The organism is Mesorhizobium sp. WSM4836, from assembly GCF_055811815.1.
This window is the reverse complement of record NZ_JBVVQF010000007.1, coordinates 112,409-129,600: the sequence shown is the minus strand read 5'-3', so window position 1 is coordinate 129,600 and position 17,192 is coordinate 112,409. Positions and strand designations below refer to the sequence as shown.

The following is a 17,192-nucleotide window of genomic DNA, read 5'->3' as shown; positions in this document are numbered from 1 at the left end:
CATGACCACGCCGAAATTTCTTTCCGTCGGCGTCGACACGGTCGAACCGGAACTTGGCGCACCCGCGCCGGATCGCCTGATTTCGGGCGATCCGAAATTCCGCACCTGGAATGTTGAGGAACAGGACGGCGGCCTCTATGCCGGCGTCTGGGAAGCGACGCCAGGCAAATGGCGCCTCGAATATGACGAATGGGAGTTCTGCCATATCCTGTCGGGCGTTTCAGTGATCGCCGAAGACGGCGGAAGGGCGCGCACTGTCAGAGCCGGCGACAGCTTCGTGCTGAGGCCGGGCTTCAAGGGCAGTTGGGAAGTGCTTGAAACGACTCGCAAGGAGTATGTGATCAAGCTTTGATCGCCCCTGCGGCTGAGCCTGCCGGACCGAATATTCAAAAGCGCACGGCGAGCGTTTCCAGCCCATGGAAATGATAGCTGTCGCAGAAGCGTGGCTGTTCGGCGAGATGCAGCCGCGGCAAGCGTTCGAACAAAGTTTTCAGCGACACCTGCAGTTCGAGCCGGGCGAGCGGCGCGCCGATGCAGAAATGGATGCCTGCGCCGAACGATACGTTCTTCTGGTCGGCGCGGTTCGGCCTGAAGGCGAAGGGCTCGGCAAAGGCCACCGGGTCGTGATTGGCCATGCCGAGCAGCAGGCCGATCGTCTCGCCCGGCTGAACGACGATACCAGGCCCGGCCTCGACCTCCTGATAAGCGTAGCGCGTGAACATGTGCAGTGGCGCATCGTAACGCAGGCACTCTTCGACCGTCGCGGCTGTTGCTTCCGGCGAGACGAAGAAGCGGCGCGGGTCGCCGCCTTGCGCAAGGATCGAGCGCACTGCATTGCCGGTCTGGTGCACCGTTGCCTCATGGCCGGCATTGAGCAAAAGGATTGCCGAGGACACCAGTTCGTCCTCCGACAGTTTCTGGCCGTCCTCCTGTGCCGCAATCAGCAGCGACAGAAGATCCTCCCCCGGCCTCTTTCGCCGCTCGGCGACGTAGCCGCGCAGAAAATCCGAAAAATCCCGCGCCGCGCGATTGGCTGTCTCTTCCGTCTCGCGGGTGCGGCCATGCATGTACATGGCGACCATCCGATGCGACCAGTCGAGCAACTGCGGCCCCATGTCGACCGGCACGCCGAGCATTTCCGTAATGATGGTGATCGGCAAGGGAGCGGCGAACGCCGGCAGCAGGTCGACTCCTCCTGGTTCGAAACGGTCGATCAGTTCGTTTGCCAGCGCCTCGACGCGCGGCCTGAGCCGCTCGACCTCGCGCGAGACGAAGGCGCGGTTGACCAGCGTTCTGAGCCGTGTGTGGACGGGCGGCTCCAGCTCCAGCATCGAATTGGCCTCGACGCCGTCGAGGGCGCTGAGATGCGTGCGATCCTGGCCGATGCCCCTGCTGTCCGGAATGCCGGCCGGGTTCTGGCGGCCGAAGCGGCGGTCGCGCAGCAGACGGTTGACGTCGTCGAAGCCGCCAAAGCACCAGAAACCAAACTCCTCCCAGAAGAAGGCGCTCGATGCACCGTGCAGGAAGGCGTAGGCTTCATAAGGGTCCTGGAAAAAAGCCGGCTCGTGCGGATCGAGCCGCAGGCGACGCGTGGCTGGATCAAAGGCAAGGTAAGGCGGCTTCAATTCGGTCATGCCAGACCATTAGCGCATGACCCCGAAAACCGGAATCGGTTTTCGGAAAGGATCATGCGCAGATTCAGAGTGTTGGAGCGTCCTTTGCGCGTCGAAGGACGCGCGGCGCTCCAAGGCTTGCCAGTCTGGTGCCAGACCGTATGTTGGCCCTCCCGTGGGGCGAGCCGCCGACGCGGTTGCGGAAGGACGGTTTCATGAATGTGATCGTGGTCGGTGCGGGCATTGCCGGGCTTTCGACGGCGTGGTCTCTGGTCAAGGCCGGTCACCTTGTCTCGATCGTCGAGCAGGGGTCGATCCCCAATCCGCTCGCCGCCTCCGGCGACCACCATCGCATCATCCGCCGCGCCTACCGGGCCGAAACGGGCTACGGCCGGCTGATCACCGAGGCCTATGAAGCATGGGATGGGATGTGGGCCGATCTCGGCGAAAGCCATCTCGATCCCCGCGGCTTCATCTGTATTTCGCGCGAGCCGGGAGATGAGGCGGAGGAATACCGCGAAGGCATGGAAGCCGGGAATTATCCGTTCGAATTGTTCGAACCGGACGCTGCGGTGGAACGCTGGCCGTTCCTGCAGCCCGGTTCGTTCCGCTATGCGTATTTTTCGCCGGAAGGTGGCGCGTTGCATTGCCGCAAGATCGCATCTAGCCTCGCCGGATGGCTGCGCACGAACGGCGCCAATGTCTACGAAAACAGCAAGGTGGTCGAGATCGACGCCGACGCCGGACATGTCGTGCTTGCGAGCGGCGAAACGATGCAGGCCGACCGGATCGTCGTCGCTGCCGGCGCGTGGGTGCTGAAACTGTTTCCGGAACTGGATGGCGAACTGAAGACCTGGCGCACCGCGCTCGCCTATGTCGAACCGCCTGTGGATTTGAAGGCAGTCTGGCAGGCAGCACCGGTTATCCTCGAAGTCGGCGGCACCGTCGACGGCTACGCTATCCCGCCCACAGGTGGCGCCGGCATGAAATTCGGCTCGGGCCTGCATAAGGTGCCGACCAGCGATGCCGACTGGAACCGCCAACCGGTTCCAGGCGAGGGTGAGGCGATCCGCAACCTGTTTTCGCCACCGATTGCCCGCATCGAGGAGTACAAGGTCACCGAAGTGGTCACCTGCGCCTACACCTTCACCGCCGACGAGAAGTTCCTGGCCCACCAGGAAGGCAAATGCCTGGTTGTCTCGGCCTGCTCCGGCCATGGCTACAAGTTCGGCGCGGCGGTCGGCAGAAGGGTTGCGGCCTGCCTCGGCAATGGCGATGTCGACGGCCTGAAGAAATGGCTCAGGGCGGAGGCGGCCTGGGCGCCTAATGCATGTCGCGAAAAAGTGTGCAGCGGTTTTGCGATAGCGACATGCATAAAACAAGAACCCAAAGCGCGTCGCATGAGGCCGGTCGAACGCGACACGCTTTAGTATCGGCAATGCCTCGGAATATGCACGCGCCGCCAGCTCGATGAGCCCTCCCTGACCACTACGCGGCGCGCCACTCTCTGGTAGGACGCCGGAATGTCGATGATGCGGCGCTGCTCCGGCCGCACCAGCACCTCTTCGGCGACGCTCTCGTATTCGGCGGGGAGGACAACCCGCCGCCGGCGTTCCGGCTCGATCACGACGATTTCGGCCACGCGTTCATAGCGCGCCTTGTGCCTGACCTTGCACAGCACCTTGCGGCCATTGATGATGCGCCATTCCCAGGAATAGCCGCCGTCATCGACCCTCACGGTGTGATAGATGATGCGGGTGATGGCCGGCACGATTTCATAGCTGACGCGCGCCGGCGCGATCTGCACCACGCGCTCACGCGTCCCGTAGATTGGCGCCTCGTATTCCACCTGCTGGCCGGCTGGGCTGACGAGCACATCTTCATAGACCGTGTCGTAAATGGCCGACCGGTTGACCTGCTCGTAGCATTCGACGGCACGTCCGCCAGCGGCCGTTTCGGACGTCATGCCGAGAACGGTGATGCCGGTAAGGGCCAAGGAAGCAGCTTTCCTGATCATCGCACTCCCCCTGTTTGAACTGCGTGAAGCGAGTTCAACGTTGAGCTGTAGGGTAGGCGGTGGCCGGAAAAAGCGGTTTCACCACTTTTCGTTAAGCGATGCGGTTAAGAACTGCTAAATAACTGCCAGCATGAGCGCGCGTCCTACCGCAGGAGAGGGGCTGCCGGCACGGCGACGGACGAAACTGGCGTAGAAACCTTGATTCGACTTAACCGGATGGCTAGGAGAGGCGGCCTTGCGCTAGGGTGAGCCGGCATCCTATTTACACAATAACGACCCCAGAACCGATTCTGCCCGATTGGAAATCTCCGGCGCCGGAATCCCATCCTCAAAAAGGGATAGTCCATGAAGAACCCCGTCGAAACCTACATGAACCTCGTTCCGATGGTGGTCGAACAGACCAATCGCGGCGAGCGGGCCTACGACATTTTCTCGCGGCTCCTCAAGGAGCGCATCATTTTCATCACCGGCCCGGTCGAGGACGGCATGGCGACGCTGGTCTGCGCGCAGCTGCTGTTCCTCGAGGCGGAGAATCCGAAGAAAGAAATCAACCTCTATATCAACTCGCCCGGCGGCGTCGTCACCTCCGGCATGGCGATCTACGATACGATGCAGTTCATCAAGCCTGCCGTGTCGACGCTGTGCATCGGCCAGGCCGCATCGATGGGTTCGCTGCTCCTGACTGCCGGCCACAAGGACATGCGCTTCGCCACGCCGAACGCCCGCATCATGGTCCACCAGCCTTCCGGCGGCTTCCAGGGCCAGGCCTCCGACATCGAGCGCCATGCGCAGGACATCATCAAGCTGAAGCGTCGCCTCAACGAGGTTTACGTCAAGCACACCGGCAAGAGCTACGATGAGATTGAAAAGACGCTCGACCGTGACCATTTCATGACTGCCGACGAGGCTAGGGATTTTGGCCTCATCGATAAGGTCATTTCGTCACGTGAGCCGGTCGAAGGTATTGCCTTATAGGCCCGTGGTGGCCTGGCGGTGGCAATGAGTGGCGGGATCACGCGCTTTTGGCGCAGCTTGCGGCATTTCGGCCACAATTGGCTGTTCCCTCGACGGGTGCAATTGCCTACGTTAAGGCTATGTTGATTTTCGACGGCTTAGCTTTGCGTGGGGTTGTTCGAATCATTGCCCCGTTTTCCGATTTGTGTTTCGTACGGAATGCGTTGCGGGAGCCGGGGCACTGGCGGCGGCGGGTTGCCGCGATAGATTGAATATGCGCCCTTTCAACCAGACCATCGGCGGGCGGCCATGAAAGGACATGAAAATGAGCAAAGTCGGCAACAACAGCGGTGATTCGAAGAACACGCTTTATTGCTCGTTTTGCGGCAAAAGCCAGCACGAAGTGCGCAAGCTGATTGCCGGGCCGACGGTGTTCATCTGCGACGAATGCGTTGAGCTGTGCATGGACATCATCCGCGAGGAGAACAAGACCTCGATGGTGAAGTCGCGCGAGGGCGTGCCTACCCCGCAGGAAATCCTCAAGGTTCTCGACGACTATGTCATCGGCCAGCCCTACGCCAAGCGCGTGCTGTCGGTGGCCGTCCACAACCATTACAAGCGCCTCGCCCATGCCGGCAAGAACAACGACGTCGAGCTGGCGAAGTCGAACATCCTGCTGATCGGCCCGACCGGCTGCGGCAAGACGTTGCTGGCGCAGACGCTGGCCCGCATCATCGACGTCCCCTTCACCATGGCCGACGCGACGACGTTGACCGAGGCCGGCTATGTCGGCGAGGACGTCGAGAACATCATCCTGAAGCTGTTGCAGTCGGCCGACTACAATGTCGAGCGCGCCCAGCGCGGCATCGTCTATATCGACGAGATCGACAAGATCTCGCGCAAGTCGGACAATCCCTCGATCACCCGCGACGTGTCGGGCGAGGGCGTGCAGCAGGCACTTTTGAAGATCATGGAAGGCACCGTTGCCTCCGTGCCGCCGCAGGGCGGCAGGAAGCATCCGCAGCAGGAATTTCTGCAGGTCGACACCGCTAACATCCTGTTCATCTGCGGCGGCGCTTTCGCCGGCTTGGACAAGATCATTTCGGATCGCGGCAGGAAGACCTCGATCGGTTTCGGCGCCATTGTCGCTTCGCCCGAGGATCGCCGCACCGGCGATGTTTTCCGCCTGGTCGAGCCTGAGGATCTCTTGAAGTTCGGCCTCATTCCCGAGTTCGTCGGCCGTTTGCCTGTCCTGGCGACGCTGGAGGATCTCGACGAGCCGGCACTGATCCAGATCCTGACCGAGCCGAAGAACGCGCTGGTCAAGCAGTATCAGCGGCTGTTCGAGATGGAAAATGTCGACCTGACTTTCCACGAGAACGCGCTCTCGGCCATCGCCAAGCGCGCCATCGAGCGCAAGACCGGCGCACGCGGCCTGCGTTCGATCATGGAAGCGATCCTGCTCGACACCATGTTCGAGCTGCCGGCACTGGAAGGCGTGCGCGAAGTCGTTATTTCGGAAGAGGTGGTGTCAGGCAATGCCAGGCCGCTCTACATCTATTCCGAGCAGAAGGAAAAGAAGGGCAACGTCAGCGCCTGACGTGAGCCGGCAATGGGTTTTTTTGAAACGGCGCCGCAGGGCGCCGTTTTGCTGTCGTACACCGGGTGCTGGCTGTGGATTGGAGGGACGGACCGTGTTGACCCTTGATCTTTACCCCCTGTGCCTCCAACTAAAGGCGGAAGGCCGTGGGCCGAATTCTGTGCTGTAAAACTCCCGTCACAAACGGTGGTAGGCGGAACGATCCCCGGTCGTTAATATGAGATTCGCGGTTGGCCGATTGGCGGCCGCGACATGAAAGGTTGGACAATGGCCAAATTACCCAAGGCTCCCAGCGACGGCGTCTTCGCAGTCCTCCCACTGCGCGACATCGTGGTGTTCCCGCACATGATCGTTCCGCTCTTTGTCGGGCGTGAAAAGTCGATCAAGGCGCTGGAAGAAGTGATGGGTCAGGAAAAGCAGATCCTGCTCGCGACCCAGATGAATGCCGCCGACGACGATCCGGAGCCCGATGCCATCTTTGACATCGGCACGCTCGCCAACGTGCTGCAATTGCTGAAACTGCCGGACGGCACCGTGAAGGTGCTGGTCGAAGGCGCCTCGCGCGCGAAAATCGTCGCGTTCACCGACCGTCCCGACTTCCATGAAGCCCGTGCTGCTGCGCTGGTCGAACCGGATGAGGAAGAGGTCGAGGTCGAGGCGCTGGCACGTTCCGTGGTCACCGACTTCGAGAACTACGTCAAGCTGAACAAGAAGATCTCGCCCGAAGTGGTGGGTGCCGCCAGCCAGATCGACGACTATTCCAAGCTCGCCGACACGGTCGCTTCGCATCTTGCCATCAAGATCCCCGAGAAGCAGGAGATGCTCGCAACGCTGTCCGTCAAGGAACGGCTGGAAAAGGCGATGGGCTTCATGGAAGCCGAAATCTCGGTGCTCCAGGTCGAGAAGCGCATCCGCTCGCGCGTCAAGCGCCAGATGGAGAAGACGCAGCGCGAATACTACCTCAACGAGCAGATGAAAGCGATCCAGAAGGAGCTCGGCGAGGGCGAAGACGGCCGCGACGAGGCCGCCGAGATCGAGGCGCGCATCAAGAAGACCAAGCTTTCCAAGGAGGCCCGCGAAAAGGCGGAAGCCGAACTGAAGAAGCTGCGGACGATGTCGCCGATGTCGGCTGAATCGACCGTGGTGCGCAACTATCTCGACTGGCTGCTGTCGATCCCGTGGGGCAGGAACTCCAAGGTCAAGCAGGATCTGGCCTTTGCCCAGAACGTGCTCGATACGGATCATTTCGGCCTCGACAAGGTCAAGGACCGCATCGTCGAATACCTCGCTGTGCAGAGCCGCCAGAAGAAGCTGAAGGGGCCGATCCTGTGCCTCGTCGGACCTCCCGGCGTCGGCAAGACCTCGCTCGGCAAGTCGATCGCCAAGGCGACCGGCCGCGAGTTCATCCGGATGGCGCTGGGCGGCGTGCGCGACGAGGCCGAGATCCGTGGTCACCGCCGCACCTACATCGGCTCGATGCCCGGCAAGGTTATCCAGTCGATGAAGAAGGCGAAGAAATCCAACCCGCTCTTCCTGCTCGACGAGATCGACAAGATGGGCCAGGATTTCCGCGGGGATCCGTCATCGGCTTTGCTCGAGGTGCTCGATCCCGAGCAGAACTCGACGTTCATGGACCATTACCTCGAGGTCGAATACGACCTGTCGAGCGTGATGTTCGTGACGACGGCGAACACGCTGAATATCCCTGCGCCCTTGATGGACCGCATGGAGATCATCCGTATCGCCGGCTACACTGAGGACGAGAAGATCGAGATCGCCAAGCGTCACCTGATGCCCAAGGTGATCCGCGACCACGCGTTGCAGTCGAAGGAGTTCTCCGTCGGCGAGGACGCGATCCGCGGCATCATCCAGACCTACACCCGTGAAGCGGGCGTCAGGAGCCTGGAACGCGAGCTGATGAAGCTCGGGCGCAAGGCGGTGACCGAGATCCTGAAGACGAAGAAGAAGACGATCAACATCACGGCGGACAATCTTGCCGATTACCTTGGTGTTCCGCGCTTCCGCTTCGGCCAGGTCGAGAGCGACGATCAGGTCGGCGTGGTCACCGGGCTCGCCTGGACAGAAGTCGGCGGCGAGCTGTTGACGGTGGAAGGCGTCATGATGCCCGGCAAGGGCCGCATGACAGTGACCGGCAATCTGCGCGACGTGATGAAGGAATCGATCTCTGCGGCGGCCTCTTACGTCCGCTCGCGGGCCATCGATTTCGGCGTCGAGCCGCCGCTGTTCGACAAGCGCGATATCCACGTCCACGTGCCGGAGGGCGCAACCCCGAAGGACGGGCCGTCGGCCGGCGTGGCGATGGCAACGGCGATCGTCTCGGTGCTGACCGGCATCCCGGTCAGAGCCGATGTGGCGATGACCGGCGAGATCACGCTGCGCGGCCGGGTGTTGCCGATCGGCGGCCTTAAGGAAAAGCTGCTTGCCGCACTCCGCGGCGGCATCAAGAAGGTGCTGATCCCGGAGGAGAACGCCAAGGATCTGGCGGAGATTCCGGAAAACGTGAAGAGCGGCATGGAAATCATTCCGGTCTCACGCGTCGGCGAAGTGTTGCGCCACGCGCTGGTGCGCATGCCGGAACCGATCCAGTGGGTCGAACCCACTAATGCGCCTGCCGTGGTCGATGTCGCAGACGAAGCTGGTAAATCGCTGGCACATTAGTTCTTGCTAAAGTTGCAATGCACAAAGAGAGAGCCGGGCCTTGAGCCCGGCTTTTTCATGTGAAGAACCCCGGATTTCCGGGCTTTTTTCGACTTTTTAAGCGCTTTTTGACTTGGTTGCCGGAGCGCTTCTTTCTAAAGTCCGTTTCCTGCCGGATGAGTCGAATGTTCCGGTTTTCTCATGGAAGGGAATTTTTATGAACAAGAACGAACTGGTGTCCGCTGTCGCCGATGCCGCGAGTATTTCGAAGGGTGACGCGCAGTCGGCGGTTGATGCGGTGTTTTCCGTCATCACCGGCGAACTGAAAAAGGGCGGCGATGTCCGGCTTGTCGGCTTCGGAAATTTCACCGTGTCAAAACGCGCCGCGTCGACCGGCCGCAATCCGCAGACCGGTGCGGAAGTGAAGATCCCGGCGCGCACCGTGCCGAAGTTCTCGGCCGGCAAGGGCCTCAAGGACGCTGTCAACTAAGCGCCTTCTTAAGTCTTTCAGAGAAAAGAAAAGCCGGCATATCCGGTTTTTCTTTTCTGTTGGACAAGGCGGCGCTACGCCGTCGGCGCGTCCGTGCGCATTAAGCCTTCTTTCTTGAGATTGACCCACAGCGCCGATGGCAGCTTCGTGTCGAGCAGCGAGCGATTGCTTTCGACTTCGCCCGGCCGCTGGCCGCCCGGAATTACCGAGACGACCGAGGGATGCAGCAGCGGGAACTGCAGCGCGGCCTCGATCAGGCGCACGCCGTGGCGCTTGCAGACGGCCTCGATGCGGGTAACGCGGTCGATGATATCCTGCGGCGCCTCCGAATAATTGTAATAGGCGCCGGGTTTCGGCCCGGTTGCCAGGATGCCGGAATTATACGGCCCGCCGAGAACGATGCCGATGCCGCGTTGCTGGCATAGCGGCAGGAAAGACTGCAGCGCTTCCTGCTCCAGCAGCGTGTAACGCCCGGCAAGCAGGAACAGGTCGAAATCGCCGCGCTCGGCCAGCGTCTGGGCAACCTGCCACTCGTTGATGCCGCCGCCGAATGCCTTGATCACGCCCTGGTCGCGCAATGCCAGCAATCTGTAGTAGCCGGAGCTCATGAATTCCTGGATGCGCTGATCCGAGGCTTCCTTGCTGCCATGCGTGAAGATGTCGACATCGTGCACGAAGAGGATGTCGATGCGGTCAACGCCGAGCCGTTCCAGCGAGGCTTCGAAGGAGCGCATGACGCCATCATAGCTGTAATCATAAACCTCGCGGCGCGATGGGGTGTCGAAGAATTTGCCGATGCCGGTACGCTGTTCCGGCGGGCAGGCGTGCATGATGCGCCCGACCTTGCTGGACAGCACGTAGTCGTCGCGCTTCTTCGAACGCAGGAACGGATTGAGCCGCGTTTCGGCAAGGCCTAGCCCATAGAGCGGCGCCGTGTCGTAGTAGCGGCAGCCGACCCGCCATGCCGCTTCCAGCGTGGCATTGGCATCCTCGTCGGTCACGGCACGATAAAGATTGCCGAGCGGCGCCGTGCCGAAACCGAGCTCGGTGACGTTGATGCCGCCATTGCCGATGCGGTCGAAATGCCGTGTCTTCATATGCTGCCGGTTCCTCGTTTTGCGATTTGCCATGACACTATCACGGCTGTGGCGCATCAAAAGCACTGCGTGTTGTTGGACACTGATTTTCGCGGTGATAGCATGAATGAAAACAAGCTGTTCGAGGCAAATGTGACCGAGATATTCAAGTGGCTCTCCGGCACCGGCAAGCTCGTGCAAATGTCATGACGGACGCCGGCGAAAACCTGTTTGGGATTGCGCTGACCGAGCTTGGCACCGTGCTGGAGCGTATCGACGCAAGCCGCATCGACGCCGCTTGCGTCATCCTGGCCGGCGCGAAAAAGATTGTCACCTATGGCTGCGGCCGCGAGGCGCTGCAGGTCAAGGGTTTTGCCATGCGGCTCTATCATCTCGGCTTGCCGGTGTCGGTCGTCGGCGACATGACCACACCGCCGCTGGGCGCGGGCGATGTCTTCCTCGCCAGTTCCGGCCCGGGCGAGACGTCGACGGTGCTGATCTTGATGCAGGTCGCGCGCGCGGCCGGTGCCACAGTCCTGCTGCTCACCGCGCAAGCCGACAGCACTGCCGCGAAGCTGGCCGACTTCGCCCTGCTTATCCCGGCTCAGACCATGGCCGACGACCAGGGTCCCGAAAAGACATCCGTCCTGCCGATGGGCTCGGTTTTCGAAGGCGCGCTGTTCGTCCTCTTCGAAGTGATGGTGCTGAAGCTCAGGGATCTGACCGGCGTCTCGCCGGAAGCGATGCGCGCCCGCCACACCAATATGGAGTAGGTGTCATGCGCTACGAATTGATGCTGCCGCACCAGATTCGCAAGGCGATCGCCGAGAACCGGCCGGTCGTGTTGCCGCTCGGTGTGCTCGAATATCATGGCGAGCACATGGCCGTCGGCATGGACACACTGGCGGTGGTCAAGAGCCTGGAATTGTTCGAAAAAGAAGCCGACATCATTATCCTGCCACCCTTCTACTACGGCGCGGCGAGCTATGCGGTTGCAGCGCCGGAAGCCAGCGGCTCGGTGCAGGTCGGCGGCAATGTGCTGGCGCCATTTGCGGAAGAATTGTTCTACAGCCTGCTGCGCATAGGCTTCCGCAACATCCATGCCATCATTCACCACCAGACCGAAAATTTTGCCGCCGGCATGCCAACCGATCTCGCCTTCAAGGCCGCCGGCCGGCAGGCGATCTTCCGCTTCCTGGAGAAAGAACGCGGCGAAGGCTGGTGGGGCTCTGCGGCGATGGCCGACTATTATGCCGAGCACGCCGAGGGCATTAATTTCTTCAACTGGGTGCAGGTGCATCCGCTGATGCCGGCCTCAATGCACAGCCAGTATCCGTTCGACCATGCCGGCGTCGGCGAGACGTCACTGATGCTGGCGTTGTGCCCGGACGCGGTGGATGCCGGCCGCTTCGCAGACAACACCGGCTGGTACACGGCAAGTGCGCCCGAAGCCTCGGCGGAATTGGGGCAAAAAGGGGTTGCCACGATCCTCGAGCATTTGCGGGCAACACTTTCGTGTTAGCGCGTTTTCCCTTCTCGTTGTGGGAGAAGGGAGAGCTGGTGCAGTTATTTCACCGCGCCCGCTGTCATGCCCATGATCAGGTAGCGCTCCAGCGCGATGCCAATGACGGCGAGCGGTGTGATGGCGGCGGTGGCGAGCGCCGCCATCGACCACCAGTTGATGCCTTGCGAGCCGGTCTGGCTCGCCACCATGACAGGAATGGTCTTGGCGTCGGTCGAGGTCAAAAGCGCGGCAAAGAAATATTCGTTCCAGCACAGCACCATCGCCAGGATGAAGGCCGCGACCATTCCCGGCAGCGCGATCGGCATGACGATGCGCAAGAAGGCGCCCCAGATTGACAGGCCGTCGACGAGTGCTGCCTCCTCCAATTCCACGGGAATCGAGTTGAACTGGTCGCGCATGATCCAGATGACGATCGGCAGCACCATCAGGGTGTAGAGCAGGATCAGCCCGACGCGCGTGTCGAGCAGGCCGACTTCCCTGTAGAGCACGAGGAAGGGCAGGGCCAAAACCACTGGCGGCAGGATCAGCTGCGACAGGAAGAAGAAGGAAATGTCCTCGTTCCTGAACCACGCGAATTTGTAGCGGTAGCGGGTCAGCCCGTATGCGGCGAGACTGCCGATGACGATGGCGAGGGTCGACGCGCCGACCGAGGTGATGACCGAATTCATGAAACGCTTGATGAATTCGTCGCGCACCGTCGACGTCCGAAAGATCGAGTCCGGCGACAGGCCGAGCGAACGCCAGCCTTTCCAATCGGGCTGGAAGTCGACAAACGGGATCAGATGGCCCTGGGTGACATCGACCGCGGTCTTGAACGAGGTGGTTATCGTCCAATAGATCGGGAACAGGCAGATGAAGGCCCAGAAGATGAGGGCGCCGTAGATGAAGACACGGTTGGCGACAAAGCTTGCCGGCGAGCGGATTTCGGACGCGGCATAGTCGGTGGTTTGAACGCTCATCTTGCCGGCCCGATCAATTGACATTGCGTACGAACCGGCTGGCGAATTTCAGCAGCCAGGTCACGAAGACGATGATGATGATCAGATAGGCCATCGCCAGCATGGTGCCGTAGCCGACATTCGAACGGTCGCGATATTCGCGGTAGATGAAGCTCGACACCGAATCGGTCGCGCCGCCCGGGCCGCCGGAGGTGACGGTGATGATGATGTCGGCGAGCTTCAGCTTGAAGATAATGCGCAGGATGACCGCCGTCACCGACACCGGCAGCATCAGCGGGAAGGTGACTTGCCAGAAAGTCTGCCAGGCGGTGGCGCCATCGACACGCGCGGCCTCGAGCACCTCACGCGACATCGCCTGCAGGCCGGCGAGCAGCATGATCATCATGAACGGGATGAAAGTCCACGCGTCCAGCACCATGATCGAGATGCGGGCGGTAATCGGGTTGGAGAAGAAGGCCGGGTTTTCCCAGCCGAGATGCCGCGCCAGCGTCGCGGCCGGCCCGAAGCGGTATTCCATCAGCGACTTGCCGATCATCCACGAAACCGCGACCGGCGACAGCATCAGGGGCATGAGAAACACGACACGGAAGAATTTTCGCGCCCGGATCTGCGCGTTGAGCAGCAGTGCCAGGCCGAAGGCGATGACATATTCGACGAACACCGCCAGCACGTAGAGCACCATGTTGAACAGCGCGTTGCGATAATAGGCGTCGTTCAGCATCTGCCAGAAATTGTCGAGCCCGTTGAACTGCCGGCCGCTGAAGGAACTGAGGTTCCAGTCGGTCAGCGCGATATAGAAGCCGAACAGCGTCGGGAAAATCACCATGGCAATGGTGAACAGCAGCGCCGGCAGCAGGAACAGCGCGCGCTGGCCGTCCTCGCCGCGCGTCAGCACCTGGCCGACACCGAGCGCGACACCCCACAGTATGTAGGCGTAGACCACGGGCCGCCAGGTCTCGAAGCCGATAGCGTCGACATCGCTCTTGTAAAGGATCTGCAGCGCGATCACCGCCAGAAGGCCGAGCGTCGCCGCAGCCATCAGCGCCCAGCCAAGCCGTTTGCGGCTCCGCGGTATCAGGTCGGATGGCACGGCGCCTGCGGGCCATTCACTTGTCGACAAAGTCTGGTCAGCCAGGGTCCGGTCAGCCACGCGTCTTGCCCGTTCACAGGAGGCTCGATGACCGGCCGAGCCGGTCGGGGCCAAGTCGGTCAAGGGGAGGTCCGGCGGCTGTGCGCTGCCGGACCAAGTTTCACGATCTCAGCCTACATGCCGAGCGAGGCCTTGTAGAGCTTGATCTGGTTGTCGCGGCCGATCTGGTCGGTCAGCTTCTCCCAGGCGGCTGCGATTGCGTCGGCGCCTTCCTGCGCCTTCATCTTGCCGGCAAAGGTGTTGGCCAAAATGTCCTCGGCGGCGCTGTAATACTGGAAGATGCCAGGGATGCGCGGCTCGATCGCCGCGTTCGGATGGTTGTAGCTGTCGGCTTCCGACTTCAGATACGATGTGATGAACGCTTCGTCGTAGCCCGCCGCCACCCATTCCGGAATGTTGAAGTGCGAGTTGCGATAGGGCTGGAAACCCGATGGATAGGCCGCGCACCATAGCGACAGGTCCTTGCCGCCAAGATGGGCAGCGGCAGACCATGCCGCCTTCTTCTTCTTTTCGTCGCTGTCGACGCGGGCCATGACATAGACACCCCAGCCGAGATAGGCGCAGTTCGGCGCATAGTTCGGGCCGCTGGCGAGCTTGTCCCACTGGCCGGTCTTGGAGTTGTAGACATCATCGGAGCCCGGCAGGATCGAGAAGCCGGTGATGTCGCCGACGACCGAGGAATCGTTGGTCTTGACGTTCGAACCGACGTCGCCCCACCAGGTGACCATCGAACCGGTGCCTGCCAGGAATTGCTGGAAGGCGGTGGTGTTCGGGTCGGCGTTGATCTGGTCGGCAGGTTCGGAGGGCAGGGCATCGATAACGTCCTGGATCGCCCGCACCCAGGCCGGATTGTTGACGCGCGGCTTCATCGTGTCGGCATCGAACAGCCAGGCCTTGTCATCGGGATGCTTCGCGTAGGCGCTGGCGCGGCTGCCGAGGAAATAAAAGCCGAAACCGCCCCAGGGCTTGGGCGCATCGAGATAGCCAAAGACATCCTGGCCGTTCACCTGCTTGCCCTTGAGGAATTTCGTCACCGCCTGCACCTGCTGCCAGGTCTTCGGCACGCCCCACTCACCTTGACCACCGCCGTCCTTCCATGCCTTGGCGAGGTCGGCATCGGCGAACACGTCGGTGCGGTAGTTGAAATTATGCGCGTCGCCATCGACGGTCACGCGATATTGCTTGCCCTCCCATGTGCCGACCGGCGGCTGCAGATAGGCCACGACATCCTTCATGTCGATCTGGTCCTTGACCCAGTCCGGCATCTCGGAGGTGAGACCCTTGCCGCAGACGTCGCCTTCGAACGGTGCTCCCATTTCGATGATGTCGAAATCGACGGTGCCGGTCGCAATCGACTGCTGCAGGCGGGCGTTGTAGTCAGCCTGCGCCAGGTCGATCCAGTTGATCTTGGCGCCGGTATAGGTTTCCCACGGCTTCAGGAAGCCGCGAAACAGCACATTGTGCAGGTTCTGGTTGTTGAGACCCATGAAGGTGAGCTCGACACCGGCGAATTCGCCTTCCTTGACGTTGGCCTTGGTGGCGCCCAGGCAAAGCTCGCCGACCTGCTGGAAATCGGCATCGGTCGGTTGACCCTTGCCCACGCCGGGGATCTGCAGGATCTGTGCGCGCAAATCGTCGGCGGCCGCTGCCGGACGCGTCAAAGCGCCGAGACCGGCGCTGGAGGCCGCAGTGAGGGCGGCCATGCTGGCCGCTCCCTTCAGCACGTCGCGGCGGGTGGCCCCGGCGCGGACAAGTTGGTTATACAGGCTGACTTTCATCTCGTTCCTCCCAGAAGGTCAATTGTGGATTGGTTCAGTTGGTGGAGCGCCGATTATGTTCCCCAACGACAGCGACTCCCGTAAATAGCGGCCCGAATTCTCCCTCCCGCGACGCTTGGCATTCAGTACCGGACAAGCGCACCGGTGCGCCCGGAACAGGGTCATAAGCCGGGCACTGTCACTATTCGCACAACGAAGTGCGGTGTCAACGTGAATGGGTTTTTCACCTATAAGAGACTGACTTGCCCTCGCCGTTTGCGTTGTTTAGCTTCACGGCAACTGAAGGGGGAATGATGGCTCAAGTCGCTATCCGCAATGTGGCCAAGGCGTTCGGAACCGTCAAGGTTCTGCACGATGTCAGCGTCGACATCGGCGACGGGCAGTTCGTGGTGCTGGTCGGGCCTTCCGGATGCGGCAAGTCCACGCTGCTGAGGATGGTGGCCGGGCTGGAAACCGTTTCCGGCGGCACCATCGCCATCGGCGAGCGCGTCGTCAACCATCTGCCGCCGGCCAAGCGCGACATCGCCATGGTGTTCCAGAACTACGCGCTCTATCCGCACAAGACCGTCGAGCAGAACATGGCCTTTGCTCTCAAGCTGCGCAAAACCGACCCGGCGGTGGTCACTGAGCGGGTCAAGCGCGCCGCCGACATCCTCGACCTCAACCCCTACCTCAAGCGCTATCCGCGCCAGCTCTCAGGCGGCCAGCGCCAGCGCGTCGCCATGGGCCGCGCCATCGTGCGCAACCCGCAGGTGTTCCTGTTCGACGAGCCGCTCTCCAATCTCGATGCCAAATTGCGTGTCCAGATGCGCACCGAGATCAAGGAACTGCACCAGCGGCTGAAGACCACCACCATCTACGTCACCCACGACCAGATCGAGGCCATGACCATGGCCGATAAAATCGTGGTGATGCGCGACGGTCGCATCGAACAGGTCGGCGCGCCCCTGGAATTGTTCGACCGGCCGGCCAACCTGTTTGTCGCCGGCTTCATCGGTTCGCCCTCGATGAACCTGCTTAAGGGCGTCGTGCGAAAGGGCGACAAGCCCGTCGCCGAGATCGCCGGGACGCCGTTCCCGATTGCGGCCAACAGTGCCGTGGAAGATGGCCGCAATGTCGTCTATGGCGTGCGGCCCGAGCATCTCGAAATCCATCCCGATGGTGTTCCGGCGAAGATTTCGGTGGTCGAGCCGACCGGTTCCGAGACTTTGGTGTTCCTGCGCTTCGGCGAGGGCGAGATGGTGGCGCTGTTCCGTGAGCGCCACGACTTCAAGCCGGGCGACACACTGCACCTGAAACCGCGGCTCGACCAGGTGCATCTCTTCGACGCAGAGACCGGCAAGCGGCTCTGATTTCGCCCCAGCAAACTTCG

At 61.5% G+C, this 17,192-nt stretch carries 16 protein-coding genes; 10 read left to right on the top strand and 6 right to left on the bottom strand.

Translation table 11 applies throughout. From position 1 onward, the window contains the following. The first annotated feature begins 1 nt into the window (after position 1). Positions 2-352 (top strand): cupin domain-containing protein, encoded by a 351-nt coding sequence (locus AC0L2P_RS11335; RefSeq protein WP_473501288.1) that lies wholly within the window; start codon positions 2-4, stop codon positions 350-352. A 34-nt stretch (positions 353-386) separates the two neighbouring features. On the opposite strand, the gene AC0L2P_RS11330 is transcribed toward AC0L2P_RS11335, so the two are convergent. Beyond that, positions 387-1,634 carry a cytochrome P450 gene (locus AC0L2P_RS11330; protein ID WP_473501287.1) on the bottom strand — a complete coding sequence of 416 codons (1,248 nt, stop codon included), beginning with the start codon at positions 1,632-1,634 and terminating at the stop codon, positions 387-389. A 194-nt stretch (positions 1,635-1,828) separates the two neighbouring features. On the opposite strand from AC0L2P_RS11330, the gene AC0L2P_RS11325 reads away from it, so the two are divergent. Then, a complete protein-coding gene (locus AC0L2P_RS11325; RefSeq protein WP_473501286.1) occupies positions 1,829-3,043 on the top strand; it encodes an NAD(P)/FAD-dependent oxidoreductase in 1,215 nt (404 codons plus the stop codon). Here the strand turns inward: AC0L2P_RS11325 and AC0L2P_RS11320 are convergent. After that, positions 3,040-3,630, bottom strand: a complete 591-nt coding sequence (locus AC0L2P_RS11320; RefSeq protein WP_473501285.1) for a hypothetical protein — start codon at positions 3,628-3,630, stop codon at positions 3,040-3,042. The genes AC0L2P_RS11325 and AC0L2P_RS11320 overlap by 4 nt on opposite strands. 345 nt (positions 3,631-3,975) lie before the next feature. Here AC0L2P_RS11320 and AC0L2P_RS11315 point away from each other — a divergent pair, with 345 nt between their 5' ends. From AC0L2P_RS11315 to AC0L2P_RS11300, 4 genes are all read left to right on the top strand, one after another. Beyond that, positions 3,976-4,605: an ATP-dependent Clp protease proteolytic subunit gene (locus AC0L2P_RS11315; protein WP_023674655.1), complete on the top strand. Its 630-nt coding sequence runs from the start codon at positions 3,976-3,978 to the stop codon at positions 4,603-4,605. A 304-nt stretch (positions 4,606-4,909) separates the two neighbouring features. Continuing rightward, positions 4,910-6,184: an ATP-dependent Clp protease ATP-binding subunit ClpX gene (gene clpX / locus AC0L2P_RS11310; RefSeq protein WP_006332719.1), complete on the top strand. Its 1,275-nt coding sequence runs from the start codon at positions 4,910-4,912 to the stop codon at positions 6,182-6,184. 267 nt (positions 6,185-6,451) lie between these two features. After that, the gene (lon, locus tag AC0L2P_RS11305; RefSeq protein WP_473501284.1) at positions 6,452-8,863 is read left to right on the top strand and encodes an endopeptidase La; all 2,412 of its coding nucleotides are present in this window, start codon (positions 6,452-6,454) and stop codon (positions 8,861-8,863) included. A 196-nt stretch (positions 8,864-9,059) separates the two neighbouring features. After that, positions 9,060-9,332, top strand: coding sequence for an HU family DNA-binding protein (locus tag AC0L2P_RS11300; protein ID WP_006201846.1), 273 nt, complete (start codon positions 9,060-9,062; stop codon positions 9,330-9,332). 74 nt (positions 9,333-9,406) lie between these two features. On the opposite strand, the gene AC0L2P_RS11295 is transcribed toward AC0L2P_RS11300, so the two are convergent. Then, entirely contained in the window at positions 9,407-10,429 is a 1,023-nt protein-coding gene (locus AC0L2P_RS11295) for an aldo/keto reductase (protein WP_473501283.1), read from the bottom strand. Here AC0L2P_RS11295 and AC0L2P_RS11290 point away from each other — a divergent pair, their 5' ends adjacent. The 3 genes from AC0L2P_RS11290 to AC0L2P_RS11280 are packed head-to-tail and all read left to right on the top strand — an operon-like array spanning position 10,430 to position 11,930. Beyond that, a complete protein-coding gene (locus AC0L2P_RS11290; RefSeq protein WP_473501282.1) occupies positions 10,430-10,618 on the top strand; it encodes a hypothetical protein in 189 nt (62 codons plus the stop codon). After that, positions 10,615-11,181: an SIS domain-containing protein gene (locus AC0L2P_RS11285; protein ID WP_473501281.1), complete on the top strand. Its 567-nt coding sequence runs from the start codon at positions 10,615-10,617 to the stop codon at positions 11,179-11,181. The genes AC0L2P_RS11290 and AC0L2P_RS11285 overlap by 4 nt, the downstream gene beginning before the upstream one ends. Before the next feature lie 5 nt (positions 11,182-11,186). Next, complete coding sequence (locus AC0L2P_RS11280) at positions 11,187-11,930, top strand: creatininase family protein (RefSeq protein WP_473501280.1); 744 nt, start codon at positions 11,187-11,189, stop codon at positions 11,928-11,930. A gap of 44 nt (positions 11,931-11,974) precedes the next feature. On the opposite strand, the gene AC0L2P_RS11275 is transcribed toward AC0L2P_RS11280, so the two are convergent. The 3 genes from AC0L2P_RS11275 to AC0L2P_RS11265 form a co-directional block, all read right to left on the bottom strand. Next, the gene (locus AC0L2P_RS11275; RefSeq protein WP_352449354.1) at positions 11,975-12,892 is read right to left on the bottom strand and encodes a carbohydrate ABC transporter permease; all 918 of its coding nucleotides are present in this window, start codon (positions 12,890-12,892) and stop codon (positions 11,975-11,977) included. A gap of 13 nt (positions 12,893-12,905) precedes the next feature. After that, a complete protein-coding gene (locus AC0L2P_RS11270; protein WP_473501380.1) occupies positions 12,906-14,027 on the bottom strand; it encodes a carbohydrate ABC transporter permease in 1,122 nt (373 codons plus the stop codon). Between the two features lie 128 nt (positions 14,028-14,155). Further along, entirely contained in the window at positions 14,156-15,820 is a 1,665-nt protein-coding gene (locus AC0L2P_RS11265) for an ABC transporter substrate-binding protein (RefSeq protein ID WP_473501279.1), read from the bottom strand. A gap of 293 nt (positions 15,821-16,113) precedes the next feature. On the opposite strand from AC0L2P_RS11265, the gene AC0L2P_RS11260 reads away from it, so the two are divergent. After that, positions 16,114-17,172, top strand: coding sequence for an ABC transporter ATP-binding protein (locus AC0L2P_RS11260; protein WP_473501278.1), 1,059 nt, complete (start codon positions 16,114-16,116; stop codon positions 17,170-17,172). Positions 17,173-17,192: the final 20 nt, after the last annotated feature.

Bases quoted from the DNA above. Each gene is read 5' to 3' on its own strand.
- AC0L2P_RS11335 (WP_473501288.1), top strand. From the start codon at position 2: ATGACCACGCCGAAATTTCTTTCCGTCGGCGTCGACACGGTCGAACCG.
- AC0L2P_RS11330 (WP_473501287.1), bottom strand. From the start codon at position 1,634: ATGACCGAATTGAAGCCGCCTTACCTTGCCTTTGATCCAGCCACGCGT.
- AC0L2P_RS11325 (WP_473501286.1), top strand. From the start codon at position 1,829: ATGAATGTGATCGTGGTCGGTGCGGGCATTGCCGGGCTTTCGACGGCG.
- AC0L2P_RS11320 (WP_473501285.1), bottom strand. From the start codon at position 3,630: ATGATCAGGAAAGCTGCTTCCTTGGCCCTTACCGGCATCACCGTTCTC.
- AC0L2P_RS11315 (WP_023674655.1), top strand. From the start codon at position 3,976: ATGAAGAACCCCGTCGAAACCTACATGAACCTCGTTCCGATGGTGGTC.
- clpX (WP_006332719.1), top strand. From the start codon at position 4,910: ATGAGCAAAGTCGGCAACAACAGCGGTGATTCGAAGAACACGCTTTAT.
- lon (WP_473501284.1), top strand. From the start codon at position 6,452: ATGGCCAAATTACCCAAGGCTCCCAGCGACGGCGTCTTCGCAGTCCTC.
- AC0L2P_RS11300 (WP_006201846.1), top strand. From the start codon at position 9,060: ATGAACAAGAACGAACTGGTGTCCGCTGTCGCCGATGCCGCGAGTATT.
- AC0L2P_RS11295 (WP_473501283.1), bottom strand. From the start codon at position 10,429: ATGAAGACACGGCATTTCGACCGCATCGGCAATGGCGGCATCAACGTC.
- AC0L2P_RS11290 (WP_473501282.1), top strand. From the start codon at position 10,430: ATGCTGCCGGTTCCTCGTTTTGCGATTTGCCATGACACTATCACGGCT.
- AC0L2P_RS11285 (WP_473501281.1), top strand. From the start codon at position 10,615: ATGACGGACGCCGGCGAAAACCTGTTTGGGATTGCGCTGACCGAGCTT.
- AC0L2P_RS11280 (WP_473501280.1), top strand. From the start codon at position 11,187: ATGCGCTACGAATTGATGCTGCCGCACCAGATTCGCAAGGCGATCGCC.
- AC0L2P_RS11275 (WP_352449354.1), bottom strand. From the start codon at position 12,892: ATGAGCGTTCAAACCACCGACTATGCCGCGTCCGAAATCCGCTCGCCG.
- AC0L2P_RS11265 (WP_473501279.1), bottom strand. From the start codon at position 15,820: ATGAAAGTCAGCCTGTATAACCAACTTGTCCGCGCCGGGGCCACCCGC.
- AC0L2P_RS11260 (WP_473501278.1), top strand. From the start codon at position 16,114: ATGGCTCAAGTCGCTATCCGCAATGTGGCCAAGGCGTTCGGAACCGTC.